Genomic DNA, 12,889 nt, shown 5'->3' with positions numbered 1-12,889 from the left:
ACAATCATAAGCTTTCGCCCCGACGTTGTCAAGGCAAATACCTTAACACAGTAAATAGAACCCACGCCTCCGATAAGGAGGCCATGGGTTCCGGCGGTCAAGACGATTAACGCCTATTGTTTACCGCCTAATGAAATATCCGACCAGCTGCTTCGTCTCGGGATCGAATACGATCGTCAGCGGTCCGATCAATGCGTCTTGATCCGTGCTGTAATTGACTGCGATCAGCTTGCCGCCGGCCGCCTTGATCGCATCGACGCGCTTCTTGGCAGCTTCGTCGGCAGCCATAAGACCTGCGCTGTCAGGTTCGATCACGGCCACCTGGGCTTCTTCCTTTTTAGTCAGCAGATGCGGCAGTTGCTCGGCAGGCACCAGCTTCCAGGCGATCTCGCGATAAGCCGCGATCTGCTCGGCGGTAGGCTGCTGCTCCAGCACGACGACCGTATCGAGCGCCGCGACCTCTCCGCCCGTAATCGTCGGGCCGTAATAAGCGCGAACCGGCGTGCCCGGCTTGATCTGCGTCCAATCGGCAGAGCGGCCTTCCTTGTCGACGAGGCGCGTTTCCTTGCCGGATTGGAGGGTTAGCACGGGCGTATCGACGCCGTTCTTCAGTTCGGAGAATTGAATCCGCCAGCCGCCGTCCGCTTTTTCCACGGAATAGACCGCCTGCTCCTTGACCAGCCGCTCTGCCGTCACGGTTACGGACGCGGCATGGGATTGCCCCGGATAACTCATCGCGATGGCCGGGCCGTATTCGGCGATAATATGCATGCCCGCCTTGAGGCCGCCGGCCGCGATCTTCTTGCCGTCCGCGCCGGTGACGACCGACTTGGCGTCGGCCGTCAGGATGATCCATGCGTTCGGTCCGGTACCGAGCACCTCGAGTCTGACGCCGCCGTCCGCGGTCGCGGTCGCGCTCGCTACGACGCCGGAAGTCATCGCGTACTCGGCCTCTTCCGCCGGCGCGTTCTTGCTCGTCAAGGCCAGCTGCTTTTGATTCCAAGAGATCCCGTAGCCGAACGCTTCAGCCGCGTCGCGGACCGGAATATAAGCCTTGCCGTCGATATAAACCGGATGGAGCTCCGTTTTTTCACCGTTGACCGTAACGGCGATATCGCCGCGGAGCTGGCCGCTTACTTTTTCGATAAGTCCAGCCGCGCTGGCGCCCGTCGTCGCGAGCAGACCGGCCGCGGTCACGAGGATGATCCATTTTTGTTTTTTCATAAGTGAGACTCCCTTCTGAACCCGAGAATAGCGCAGTGATCAAGCGCTTGCATGGTCACTGACGCGCCGGCGCGTCCAAAAGTTACACCCCTTGAGCGATTTCGTCCATTTATTATTATAAAGGAATATTCAGCTCTCGGGCTACCGACCGGATATAGCGAGCCGCTTCCTCGGCTTCTTCGGGCGCATGCAAATGTTCGACGATCAGCGAAGTATCGGGGTCCAGCTTGCTCAGCTCGCTAAGAAAGGTCCGATAGTCCAGCGCGCCGCGACCGGGCACGACCTCGTCCAGATGCACCGTCAGCTTGCCTGCCAGCTTGATATCCTTGGCATGGCAGTTGCGTATATACGGACCGAGCTTGGCGAAAAAATCGCGAATCATATCGCCGTTCTTATAGTAGATTCTCGGGCTTGCGATCATGTTGACCGGGTCGAAATGGACTGCGAACGCCTTCCGGTCGATCGCCTTCAGCAGCGCCAGATAAGTGTCCGCGGAATCCGGGAAAATCCACGGCATCGTCTCCAGCGAGAAATACGTGCGCGTCGGACGCACGGCGTCGATAATCTCGCGTACCGTGTCTACGATAAGCGCGAAGGTGTCGTCAGAAAAATTGTCCGGGTGCGGTCCGTCCCATTGTTCGCCACGAGACCCGGCGATGTTGACGCAGCAGCGCGCGCCGACCGTATCCGAGAGCGCAAGCCGCCGCTTGCAATGGGCTATCGCCTCCTGCCGGACCGTCTCGTCCGCACTGATCGGATTGCTCCAGGCGCCCACCTCCGAGATGGTGATATCGCTTTCCTCCGCAGCTCGCACATAAGCGCGCACGACGTCGTCGGACGTATCGGTCAAATCCGGGCATACGGCGGACCGGTATCCGCCCTTAAGCACCTCTCTCACCCATGATTCAGGGGTGCTCGTATCTCCGAAAAGCTGGCTGCCCAGTCGCATGTTTTACATCCTCCCCGGTTCGTTTTCGAATGGTTCGTCGTTAAGAACGACTGCCTTTAACAATGCGCCGTCGCCGCCCATGACCTTCCCGAATTCGGACGGCAAATCCGCAAGACGGAACCGATGCGTTACGAAAGCGAGCGGGTCCAGTTCGCCCGCAACCGCCATCCGCTGCAGCTCGGCCCCGTCCTCCATCGAGGAATACAGCGATCCTAGCAGCGTGAGATGCTTATGGATAAGGCGGCTCGAATCCAGCGCGAACTTCGCGCCTTCGCCGATCGTGACGACCGTGCCTCCGATCGCGATAAGCTCGAAGATAAGCTCGTAGGAAGCCGTCTTGCCCGAGCAGTCGACGCCGTAACCGAAGCCGGATTCGCCCGAAAATGCACGCAGCCGCCAAGCTGCGGCTTCGTCCGGAGACACGGCGATCGACGCGCCGAGACGCAGCGCAGCCTCCCTGCGCGTCGCGATCGGATCGACCGCCGCCACGGCGGCGCCCTTTGCCTTGCAAAGCGCAACCGCGGCCAGTCCGATCGGGCCGCAGCCGGTTACGAGCACGCTGTCGCCCGCGCCGAGACGCGTTCGTTTTAGCGCGGCGTAGGGCGTGCCCCAGTTGTCGAACAGCAGCGCGCCTTGCTCGAAGCTGATCGCCGGATCGAGCGGCAGGCAGTTGCGCGCGGGCACCGCCATTCGTTCGGCGAAGCCGAATCCCATATGGACGAGCGGCGCGCCGCCGCAGCGGACGAACCGTCCAGCCCGGCATTCTTCGCATTCGCCGCAGCCTTTTACATTGTTTACCGCCACCCGGTCGCCAGGCTTGAGGTCGGTCACGCCGGCACCGGCCTTGACGATCACGCCGGCCGCTTCATGTCCGGCTACATAATCGCTGGGCGCCTCGACATGCCAAAACCATTTATCAGACCCGCAAATGCCGCAGGCCCGGGTCTCCACCAGCACTTCGCCGGGTCCGGGCTCTGGCTCGACGCCGTCGACGACGCGCAGATCCTGCGGCCCAAAGGCTTTGACCGTCTTCATTGCCCACTGCACCTCCATTGTCGCAAAAGCATGTTAGCTTGAATAGATGTGAACGCGCGTTTATAAGATTTATTATAGCAAATTGCCTTCGCCTTTTAAACTCCCCCCTTCGCTTCAGGTGCGGTTCAAAACGCGATAGATTGGCGTTCAGACTTTCTCCCCCAAACCTCGCTGCGGGCACCGGTTGTACGGCAATACCGTATAACTCCGGCAAAACATCGGCTGCACAAGCCACGAGTGCGGTAGAACCGCGTAACTCCGGGCAAATCGCAAGCCCCAGGCGCCGGTTGTACGGTAAAAACCGGTAACGTGTACGATGAGCGCGATACGGCGCTAGCGCCGTATCGCGCCGCCGGAGGCTGTGCCGAACGCGCAAAAAGACATGATCGCGCTCCCGGATCGATCGGGAAGCTGGCAATAAGCCCAAAAGGCGTTAACGCCATCTCCGCGACACCTCGGACTGTGCCGATCAGCGAAAATGGGCGCTAACGCCTGTTGTAAAGTCTCGTTCGTTCCAAAAACGACCGGTGCTGCCGTTTTTCTCCGGAGCACGCGAGCTAACTCCGCACAAGAAGCTTAGGAGCGGCATCCTTGCGATGCGCTTCTGCGAATCTCTCACATTGCCTCGCCCGCCTCATACACGTCCAGCGCCGCCTGCAAAGCCGCACCGGCCTTGACCTGCGCGCCGTGCCGCAAGAGCGCCGCCTCGAAAGCGCCAAGCAGATGGAGCACGTTGTCCCGACGGCAGCTGTAGCCCATAGTCCCGATGCGCCAGATCCTGCCCTTAAGCGGGCCGAAGGAGCTGGCGATCTCGATGCCGAACATCGACAGCAGCATCGCGCGCACCGACTCGCCGTCAACTCCTTCGGGTATCTCCACGCAGGTCACCACCGCCATTTTGCAGGACGGGTCGCCGTACTGGCGCATGCCCATCGCCTCCAGCCCCGCGACGAGCGCGGCCTCGTGATGGCGGTGTCTCGCCCACCGCGCCTCCAGTCCTTCCTGCAGCACGAGGCGCAGCCCTTCGCGCAGCCCGTACAGCATGCTGGTCATCTCCGTATGATGGTTCAGCCGCGCGGCGCTCCAGTAATCCTGCAGTTGGGCCAGATCCAGATAATTGCTCTGGATGAAACGACGCCCTTCCTCCGGCTCGGCGCCCGACATGCCGGGGACGCGAAGGCCGCGCTCCACCCGCTTGCGGGCGAGCACCTTCGCTTCGGCGCGCGCGTTGTAGGTGATCGGCGCCATGCCCGACGGCACGGACAGACACTTCTGCGTGCCGCCGACGACGGCGTCGAGCAGCCAGGCGTCCGTTTCCACGGGCACGCCGCCGAGCGTCGCGACCGCGTCGACCACGAGCAGCGCGTCCGTCTCGCGGCAAGCGGCGCCCATGCCGTCCAGCGGCTGCACGCGGCCCGTCGACGTCTCGCCGTGCACGATTGCGACGAGCTGCGGCCGCTCGCGCCGGATCGCGTCCGCGATATCGGACGGATCGAACACCCGGCCCCATTCCTGCGCAAGCGTCACGACTTCGGCGCCGCAGCGCTCCGCAATCTCGTGCAGCAGATGGCCGAACCGTCCGTAGATCGGCACCAGCACCTTGTCGCCGGGTTCGATCAAGCTCGTAAGTACCGCCTCGATGCCGGAACGCGACGTGCCGTCCACCGGATACGCCCATCGATTGCCGGTCCGGAATACGTGCCGCAGCATTTCCATCGTATCGTTCATGAGCGCGGTGAACTCGGGATCGAACTGGCCGAGAATCGGATAGGACAGCGCCCGCAGCACGCGGGGGTCGACCTCGACCGGGCCGGGCGTCATGATCGTGCGGGGCGAAGGGGACAATTCAGCATAGTTTTTCATGAAAATCTACTCCTTATAGGCCAGATCGTACAAGACGGAAACAAGCACGGCCGCCCCTTCGGCGAGCTGCTCGGGCGACGTGTATTCATCCGGCGAATGGCTGATTCCCGCGCGGCTCGGCACAAAAATCATCGTCGTCGGACACAGCGGCGCCATCAGCTGCGCATCATGGCCGGCGCCGCTCACCATACGCTGGTAGGTGAGCGACAGTCCGGCGCATGCCGCCTCGACGCGAGCAGTCAGCCGTTCGCTCATCGGCACCGGCTTGGTCGCGAGCCAAGGCGTCACGGCAAGCCGCAGCCGGCGCCGGTCCGCGATCCGTTGAACTTCGCTGAGCACGAGGTCGGAAAAAGCCGACAAGCTCCATTCGTCCGAATGGCGGATATCGAGCGTCATCTCCACGAAACCGGGGATGACGTTCGGCGTATTGGGCCGCGCTTCGATCTTGCCGACCGTAGCGACGAGCGGCTCTCCCCACGACGAGGCGAGCGATTCCAGCTTGAGCGCGATCTCCGCCGCGCCCGCGAGCGCGTCCTGACGAAGCGTCATCGGCGTCGTGCCCGCATGATTGGCCGCTCCCTCGATCGACAGCGCATACCTGCGCTGCCCGACGATCGTCTCGACGATGCCGATCCGGCGGTTGCGATGCTCGAGCACGAGCCCCTGCTCGATATGCAGCTCCACAAAACCCGCGAGCGGCGCAAGCCGGCACTCCGGGCCGTCTGAACGGCCGAAGCCGGAAGCTTGCATCGCCTCCTCGAGGGATATGCCGTCCTCGTCCTTGTAGCCACCGGCCTGCTGCCAGTCATAGAGGCCCGTCGCGTTGCCGGAGCCCCAATAGGCGATCGGAAACCGGCTCCCCTCTTCTTCGCAAAAAGAAACGACTTCAAGCGGACGCAGGGGCTTCCCGTACGTCCGGCGCAAATATCCAAGCGCCGCGATGCCGGCGGCAATGCCGTAAACGCCGTCGAATGTGCCTCCATGCCGCACCGAATCGATGTGCGATCCGGTCAGGACGGCCGCTTCGCCGTCGCGTTTCCCGGAGAGCCGTCCGTAAAGATTGCCCACATTGTCGTACCGGACCGCAAGTCCCGCTTCCTCCATGCGGGCGGCGAGCGCCGACTGCGCGCTTAGCCAAGACACGCCATACAGCATCCTGGTGACGCCAGGCTTTTCAGGCTCGTCGGTATGGACGGCCATCTCGGCGAGCAGCGTTACGATCTCTTCATTTAACGCATGGACCGGAATGTCGGACAGACTCATCTTCAGCTCACCCTTTCCTTGAGCGGACTCAGCAGCTCGCCGCAGCCCGCTCGAACGATTCCGCCGTTTTTCAGCGAATAAACCAGTTGACCGCGCACGAACGTATTTACGACCCTGCAGGAAAATGTCCTTCCGATATAAGGGCTATGGCGATGGCGTTGGTAAAGGTCGTCGCGCTTCAACGTATAAGCGGCAGCAGGATCGACGATCGCCAGATCGGCATCAAAGCCGACCGCAATCCGTCCCTTGCGGCCGTCCAATCCGAACCGCCTCGCAGGTCCGTCGGCCGTCAGCCTCGCAATGACCGTCAGCGGAAGCCCGCGCTTCACCGCCCCTTCGTCCAGCATCAGCTCCAGACTGCTCTGCGCGCCGGCGATGCCGCCCCAGGCGCTCATGAAGGTGCGTCCCTCCATCGACTTCCAGGCCTCCGGCGAAGGCGAATGGTCCGAGGCGATCACGTCGATCAGGCCCGAGGCAACCTGCTGCCACAGCCGCTCGCGCCGCGTATCGTCGCGCATCGGAGGCGCGCATTTGGCGGCAGGACCGATCCGCCCCATGTCCAGATCGCTCAGCGCGAGATAATGCGGACAAGTCTCGGCCGTGACGTCGAGCCCTTCGATCTTCGCCTGCGCGATCAGCTCCACCGCCTCCGGGCTGCTCATGTGCACGAAGTGAAGACGGCAGCCCGTCTCGCGCGCGAACAGCAGCGCGCGGCTCACTGCCTCCAGCTCCGCGACGACCGGACGCGAGGCGATAAAAGCCGCCGCGTCCGTCCTGCCTTCGGCGGCCGCCTTAGCCGCGAGTCGGGAGGTGATCGCATCGCTCTCCGCGTGAAGGCCGAGCAGACCGCCGAACGAAGCGATCGTTCGCATGCCCTCCAGCAGCGTCAGATCGTCCACTTCGCGGAAGCGGTCCTCCGTTTCCCCGCCCGGATCGGACATAAACGCTTTAAAGGCTTTGACCCCGGACGCGTGAAGCGCCTGAAGGTCGTTCGCATTGCCCGGCACGAGCCCGCCCCAAAAAGCGTAGTCAATGCTCGATACGCCTGCGGCGCGATCGGCCTTCATCGCCAGCGCCTCCGTGTTCACGGTCGGGGGCAGGCCGTTGAGCGGCATGTCGACGAACGTCGTGCAGCCGCCGGCCGCCAGCGCAGCGGAACCTGACGCGAATCCCTCCCAGTGCCCCATGCCCGGCTCGTTCAGATGCACATGCGCGTCCACCATGCCCGGCAGCACCCATTTCCCGCACGCGTCGACGATCTCGGTATCCGGGCTTGCGCACAACTCTGCGCCGATCGCGGCAATTTTTCCGTCTCTGATGCCGATATCGAGAAAAACCGCTTGATCCGGCAGCGCGACATATCCGCCTTTTACGATCAGATCGTAGCTAATCCCCACCGTTCATCTCCCCCTTCCCCCTCCGGCAGCCCCGTCCTTCAACTCCCCCGGTACGTGCTGTAGCCGCCGGGCGAGACGAGCAGCGGGACATGATAATGGCTCGACGGCTCCGACACCTCGAAACGAATCGGCACCTGACTTAAGAAAAACGCATGCGCGTTCCCCCGAAAATAATCCCCGACGCCAAAAAGCAGCTCGTAAGTTCCCTCTGCAAGCAGGTCGCCCTCCAGAAGCGGAGCATCGAGCCTGCCATCCTCATTCGTGAAGGCTTCCTTAATAAGCGTCCGCGCCGAATCGCCGTCCCCGATGCCGTACAATTGCACCCGCATGCCGGCTGCCGGTCGTCCGATCGACGTATCGAGTACGTGCGTCGTCAGTTTGCCGCTCACGCAAGCCGCCTCCCATCTATTCGTCTGCCACCAGGTCCGCGAGCCGGAAGCCCGTAATACGCGTGATTTGCGCAACCGCCTCCGTCACCTCTTCCTCCGCGTCACGGTTCACGCGCGACCGCATCGTTTCCAGGATCTCTCCCTTGTCCTTGCCTTTCACCGCGAGAATAAACGGGAATCCGAAGCGGTCCACGTAAGTTTTGTTCAGTCTAGAAAAGGCGTCGTATTCCTCCGGCGTCAGGCGGTCGAGTCCCGCTCCGGATTGCTCCGATGCCGAATAAGGCGTGACGGCAAGCCGCGTACCGAGATCCGGGTGAGCCCGTAAAAAAGAGATTAGCCGATCCCTCGGCGAACCGCGGACGGCATCCATCATCGCTTCGTGAAGCGCAGCGACCGAACCATGCGGACGACCCGCCCAAGCCGCCTCCGCCACCCATGGCGAATGCTCGAACACGCTACCAAGCGCTTCGACGAACGCAGCCCGGTCAAGTCCGTTTACGTCCGACAGCGACAACTTGCCGTTCGCTGCGCCGCTCATTTCCAATATCCCTCGTGAACCGCTACGACTTCTTGTTCAATCTCGGAAAAAGGACCGACGACCTCGATCGGCTTGCGCCCGCTTGCCAAAATGTCCCTGCAGGGCATGTCGAGCGTCGGATTCTGCTCGTCGTCGCCCGTCAGCTCGGCCAGCCGCTGCTCGGAGATGCCATATACGACCCTTCCGACGTTGCCCCAATAAATGGCTCCCGCGCACATGGCGCAGGGCTCGGCCGTCGAATACAGCGTGCAGCGCCACAAAAAGGGTTTCGGATACGCGTGCGATGCGCGCTGCATGAGCGATGTCTCCGCATGACCGGTGCAGACGCGCCCGGTAATCTCGATATTGCCCTGCTCCATGAGCACTTCGCCCTCCGGCCCGACGAGCACGCAGCCGAACGGCGTATTGCCCGCCGACCGCGCCTGCCGCGACACCTCGACGCATTTGCGGATATAAAACAGATGAAGCTCCTTCTCCTTACCGTTCATCCCGTTTGCTCCTTTTTCAGCGCGATCGCTTTTTGAACGGCCCGCCGGATGCCGCCGTAGCCGGTACACCTGCACAGATTGCCGGACAAAGCCTCCTCGATATCCGCGTCGCTCGGCGACGGATGTTCCGCAAGCAGCGCCGTAACGGATACGACCATGCCCGGCGTGCAGTAGCCGCATTGATAGCCGCCCTCCTCGAGGAAGCACTGCTGCACCGGCGTCAAGCCATCTTCGGACAAGCCCTCGATCGTCGTGATCTTTTTGCCGGCGCATTGATAGGCCATCGCCAGACACGAATTGACCGGCTTGCCGTCGACGAGCACCATGCAAGCGCCGCAGCGACCCATCTCGCAGGACCGCTTTGTACCGGTGAGTCCGAGATCGTCCCGCAGCACATGCAGCAGCCGCTTCGCCTGCGGTATTTCCAGCGCCGCATCATTGCCGTTCACGTTGATGTTCAAACGGAGGACTGACGCCGCCGATACCGGCGCACTCTCGCTCATTCGGCTCGCCCCCTTTTGACATGGATCATTTGAAGCGGATCGGCTCCTGCAGCAGCGCGGGATCGATCGGCAGCCTGCTCACCCGCTTGCCCGTGGCCTGAAAGACTGCCTCCGCGATCGCCGGCGCCAAGCCTACAGAACCCAGCTCGCCAAGCCCCCTCGGACCGTGCTCGTCGCCTTCCGGCAGCTCCTCGATCGCGTCCACCGCCACGGTTCCGCTCTGCTCGACGATCGTCGGCACGAGGTAGGTGTCCAGGTTTTTCGTCAAATAATGACCGCTGCGCATAGCCGCCTCCTCCGTCAGTGCGAAGCCGAGCGCCATGCTGCTGCCACCTTCGATCTGACCGAGGTAGCCCTGCGGATTGACGACGGGACCGGCGGCGACCGCATGATATTGCTCGACGACATGCACGCGTCCGGTCAGCGTGTTCACTTCGACCTCCGCCGCGACGGCTGCGTAAGAGTACATGTAATGCGCGCCGACCCGTTCGACGGGTGACGTCGGATAGTTGAATTGCGTCTGCGCCGCGATCGGCTGCCCCGCAGCTTCGGCCAGCGCGGCCAGCTCGGCGTACGTGATGAGCAGCCGGTCGTCCTCCGCGCCGCGTATGCCGTCTTCTCCAAGGGCAAGCCGATCCGCGGGCAACTCGAGCGCGCGCGCAGCGGCTTCGAGCAGCTTGCCGGAAAAGGGACCGCGCAGCCGGCGAAGCGATTGCCACATCATGCTTGTCGCGCGCGAGGCGGTCGTGGAGCCGCTGTCAGGGACGACGTCGGTGTCCCCGATCGTGATGACAATGTCGCGCTCGGCGAAGCCGAACATCTCGATCAGCATTTGCATAAGAGATGCGATAAGACCCTGGCCGAATTCCTCGTAGCCGAAGATCGCCTCGATCCTCCCGTCGCCCCGCAGCTGCAGCCGCCCGCCCGCAGGATCGGGAATGCCGACGCCAAGACCTGCGGCGTGCATAACGTACGCAGCGCCGATGCCGCGCCTGAGCCACGGCGCGGACGGCGGCTGCGAAGACGTCTCGCTTTTTCTTCGCCAGAGCGCGCTTGCCGCAAGCGATTCCCACACCTGGGCGGCTCCGTCCGTCACCGAGATCGGCTGTCCGAGCGGTCCCGGGTCCTCCGCCCGCCGCAGATTGAGGCGCCGGAACGCCCACGGATCCATGCCGAGCAACGCGGCAAGCCGATCCATCTGTCCCTCCAGCGCGAAGATCGCCTGGTTGCCGCCGAAACCTCTGAACTCGCCGGACATCCCGTTGTTCGTGAATGCCGATACAGTGTCCACATCGACCGCCTCGAACCGATAGGGACCTACGACATGCTCCGTCGCGAAGTTCAATACCTCCGCGCCAAGCGTCGAATACGGCCCTTTGTCGGCGATGACATAGGCCCGATGCGCAACGAGCCGTCCGTCGGCGTCAACGCCCGTTTTCATCGTAATTTTCATCGGATGTCGCTTGAGCCCGGCGCGAACCGACTCCCATCTGGAGTTGTGAAGCTTCACCGGACGCCCGGTCGCCAGCGCCAGCAATGCGCCGTACGGCTGCACGTTCAGCTCGTCCTTGCCGCCGAACGAGCCGCCGATCGGGCTGGACACGATGCGAATGTCCGTCTCGGGCTTCGCCAGGATGCGGGCCAGCTGCATCCGGTCCATAAAGCCGTGCTGCGTCGGAGAGTAAGCCGTCAGCCTGCCGTCCTCGCCGGGCACGAACAGGCCGCCTTCGGTTTCCATATACGTATGCATCTGCCTGGGCGTAGAATAAGTCTCCTCGACGACATGCGCGGCTTCGGCGAAGCCGGCCTCGATATCGCCGAACTTGTATCCGTTGCGGTGGAACACGTTGCCCTCGGGGTACAGCAGCGGCGAGCCGTCCTCGATGGCGCGCTCCGGATCGTCGACGACCGGCAGCGGCTCATAGTCGACCTTGATCGCCGCAAGCGCGAGCTCCGCAAGCTCGGCGGACGCTGCGGCAACGGCCGCGACGGCATCGCCGATGAAGCGGACGCGATCCTCGCAGAAGACCGGATAGTCGGGGCGGGCGATGCCGAAGCGGTTGAGCCCCGGCACGTCCTTTGCCGTAAGCGCCGCGTGTACGCCGGGAATGGCCAGCGCCTTGGATACGTCAACGCTGCGGACGTATGCGTGCGGATGCGGGCTGCGGAGCACGCGGCCGATCAGCATATCGGGAAGCGACAGATCCGTCAGATATGCCAGCCTGCCCGTTACTTTGCCTTCGCCGTCTGGACGGATGCGCCAACGGCGGCCGCTCGCGGCGCGATTTAACAGCATGGCGTCCCCTCCTCACCCGGTGCGCGATCGGCGCGATCATCGAGGCTCGCCTTCCAGATCGCGGCCGCGGCGAGATTGGCCGCCGTCATCCGCCGATATGCCTCGCCGACGAACGGATCGGGCCTGGGCGCATATTCGTCCTTGACCGCCGCGTGCAGCGACTCGAGCAGTGCGGCGTCGGGCACTTGGCCCGCTATCAGCGCTTCAGAGGCTGCCAACCTGGCGGGAATCATCGTACCGCCGCCGGCCGAGATCGCGATGTCCGCTATCGAACCGCCTTTGCCGAACGAGACGTTGAGCGCGACGTTCACGACAGGCGGGATAAAGGCTTCGCGACGGCCGACTTTATGAAAAGCGCAAATACGCCTTGTCTTCGAACTCGTGGACATACGATAGACGGCCGGCAGCAGAATCGCCGTCAGCAAACCGGACGCGCCGCCCGAGCCTGCTCGCTCCCGGTCTAGCCAAGCCGACAGCGGTTCGGCATGCGTGCCCGCGCCATCCAGCCAGACGAGCGCCGCATCCAGCGCAAGCAGCGCGGTCGCCATGTCCCCCGTGCGGGAAAGCACATTGCCGCCGATCGTCGCCAGATGGCGGACGGACGGCGCAGCGATGACGCGCGCGGCTTCCTTCACAAGCGGATACGCCGCTGCAAGGCCTGGATGACTGCGGCATTCCGCGAGCGTCGCCAGCGCGCCGATCCGCCAGCCTCCGCACCCCTCGTCCGACGGTCTGACGCCGGTCATCTCCGCCACGCCCGACAGATCGATCAAATGAGCGGGATACGCGGCGAGCCCCGCTTCCCATTGCGTTCGCAGCAGCGTGCCTCCCGCGACGAATACCGCTCCCGCTCCGATGTCCCGCTTCAGCCGCCAAGCCTCGCCGGCGGTCGAAGGATGCCATACGCAGGGAGACTTTATCAGCTCTTCATGCGGATTTGCCAT

At 63.2% G+C, this 12,889-nt stretch carries 12 protein-coding genes; all 12 read right to left on the bottom strand.

The genetic code is table 11. The features are described 5' to 3' along the window. Nucleotides 1–120: 120 nt before the first annotated feature. The 12 genes from ACFSR7_RS28230 to ACFSR7_RS28175 all read right to left on the bottom strand — a co-directional run bounded on the left by ACFSR7_RS28230 (nucleotide 121) and on the right by ACFSR7_RS28175 (nucleotide 12,889). Entirely contained in the window at nucleotides 121–1,224 is a 1,104-nt protein-coding gene (locus tag ACFSR7_RS28230) for a stalk domain-containing protein (RefSeq protein WP_378167432.1), read from the bottom strand. A gap of 115 nt (nucleotides 1,225–1,339) precedes the next feature. Further along, nucleotides 1,340–2,173, bottom strand: coding sequence for a sugar phosphate isomerase/epimerase family protein (locus ACFSR7_RS28225; protein ID WP_378167430.1), 834 nt, complete (start codon nucleotides 2,171–2,173; stop codon nucleotides 1,340–1,342). Nucleotides 2,174–2,176: 3 nt separating this feature from the next. Beyond that, the gene (locus ACFSR7_RS28220; protein WP_378167429.1) at nucleotides 2,177–3,208 is read right to left on the bottom strand and encodes a zinc-dependent alcohol dehydrogenase; all 1,032 of its coding nucleotides are present in this window, start codon (nucleotides 3,206–3,208) and stop codon (nucleotides 2,177–2,179) included. A 615-nt stretch (nucleotides 3,209–3,823) separates the two neighbouring features. Then, on the bottom strand, nucleotides 3,824–5,071 hold the full coding sequence (locus ACFSR7_RS28215; protein WP_378167427.1) for a pyridoxal-phosphate-dependent aminotransferase family protein: 1,248 nt from the start codon (nucleotides 5,069–5,071) through the stop codon (nucleotides 3,824–3,826). A 6-nt stretch (nucleotides 5,072–5,077) separates the two neighbouring features. After that, complete coding sequence (locus ACFSR7_RS28210; RefSeq protein ID WP_378167425.1) at nucleotides 5,078–6,334, bottom strand: Zn-dependent hydrolase; 1,257 nt, start codon at nucleotides 6,332–6,334, stop codon at nucleotides 5,078–5,080. 2 nt (nucleotides 6,335–6,336) lie between these two features. Then, the gene (gene allB, locus ACFSR7_RS28205) at nucleotides 6,337–7,731 is read right to left on the bottom strand and encodes an allantoinase AllB (protein WP_378167423.1); all 1,395 of its coding nucleotides are present in this window, start codon (nucleotides 7,729–7,731) and stop codon (nucleotides 6,337–6,339) included. A 38-nt stretch (nucleotides 7,732–7,769) separates the two neighbouring features. Beyond that, entirely contained in the window at nucleotides 7,770–8,120 is a 351-nt protein-coding gene (gene uraH / locus ACFSR7_RS28200) for a hydroxyisourate hydrolase (protein ID WP_378167421.1), read from the bottom strand. A 16-nt stretch (nucleotides 8,121–8,136) separates the two neighbouring features. After that, nucleotides 8,137–8,658, bottom strand: coding sequence for a 2-oxo-4-hydroxy-4-carboxy-5-ureidoimidazoline decarboxylase (gene uraD, locus ACFSR7_RS28195; RefSeq protein ID WP_378167419.1), 522 nt, complete (start codon nucleotides 8,656–8,658; stop codon nucleotides 8,137–8,139). After that, entirely contained in the window at nucleotides 8,655–9,146 is a 492-nt protein-coding gene (locus ACFSR7_RS28190; protein WP_378167417.1) for a nucleoside deaminase, read from the bottom strand. The genes uraD and ACFSR7_RS28190 overlap by 4 nt, the downstream gene beginning before the upstream one ends. Continuing rightward, complete coding sequence (locus tag ACFSR7_RS28185; RefSeq protein WP_378167415.1) at nucleotides 9,143–9,649, bottom strand: (2Fe-2S)-binding protein; 507 nt, start codon at nucleotides 9,647–9,649, stop codon at nucleotides 9,143–9,145. Before ACFSR7_RS28185 ends, ACFSR7_RS28190 begins: the two co-directional genes overlap by 4 nt. Before the next feature lie 25 nt (nucleotides 9,650–9,674). After that, entirely contained in the window at nucleotides 9,675–11,945 is a 2,271-nt protein-coding gene (gene pucD / locus ACFSR7_RS28180) for a xanthine dehydrogenase subunit D (RefSeq protein ID WP_378167413.1), read from the bottom strand. Beyond that, complete coding sequence (locus tag ACFSR7_RS28175; RefSeq protein ID WP_378167411.1) at nucleotides 11,936–12,889, bottom strand: FAD binding domain-containing protein; 954 nt, start codon at nucleotides 12,887–12,889, stop codon at nucleotides 11,936–11,938. Before ACFSR7_RS28175 ends, pucD begins: the two co-directional genes overlap by 10 nt.

The organism is Cohnella sp. GCM10020058 (assembly GCF_042683485.1).
In the GTDB taxonomy this organism is placed as follows: Bacteria; Bacillota; Bacilli; order Paenibacillales; family Paenibacillaceae; genus Cohnella.
The sequence above is the reverse complement of the archived record's forward strand: the minus strand, read 5'-3'. Positions and strand labels throughout refer to the sequence as shown.

What these genes read in the sequence shown, in the direction of transcription:
- ACFSR7_RS28230 (WP_378167432.1), bottom strand. Translation starts at nt 1,224, where the DNA reads ATGAAAAAACAAAAATGGATCATCCTCGTGACCGCGGCCGGTCTGCTC.
- ACFSR7_RS28220 (WP_378167429.1), bottom strand. Translation starts at nt 3,208, where the DNA reads ATGAAGACGGTCAAAGCCTTTGGGCCGCAGGATCTGCGCGTCGTCGAC.
- ACFSR7_RS28215 (WP_378167427.1), bottom strand. Translation starts at nt 5,071, where the DNA reads ATGAAAAACTATGCTGAATTGTCCCCTTCGCCCCGCACGATCATGACG.
- ACFSR7_RS28225 (WP_378167430.1), bottom strand. Translation starts at nt 2,173, where the DNA reads ATGCGACTGGGCAGCCAGCTTTTCGGAGATACGAGCACCCCTGAATCA.
- ACFSR7_RS28175 (WP_378167411.1), bottom strand. Translation starts at nt 12,889, where the DNA reads ATGGCAAATCCGCATGAAGAGCTGATAAAGTCTCCCTGCGTATGGCAT.
- ACFSR7_RS28210 (WP_378167425.1), bottom strand. Translation starts at nt 6,334, where the DNA reads ATGAGTCTGTCCGACATTCCGGTCCATGCGTTAAATGAAGAGATCGTA.
- ACFSR7_RS28185 (WP_378167415.1), bottom strand. Translation starts at nt 9,649, where the DNA reads ATGAGCGAGAGTGCGCCGGTATCGGCGGCGTCAGTCCTCCGTTTGAAC.
- uraD (WP_378167419.1), bottom strand. Translation starts at nt 8,658, where the DNA reads ATGAGCGGCGCAGCGAACGGCAAGTTGTCGCTGTCGGACGTAAACGGA.
- pucD (WP_378167413.1), bottom strand. Translation starts at nt 11,945, where the DNA reads ATGCTGTTAAATCGCGCCGCGAGCGGCCGCCGTTGGCGCATCCGTCCA.
- ACFSR7_RS28190 (WP_378167417.1), bottom strand. Translation starts at nt 9,146, where the DNA reads ATGAACGGTAAGGAGAAGGAGCTTCATCTGTTTTATATCCGCAAATGC.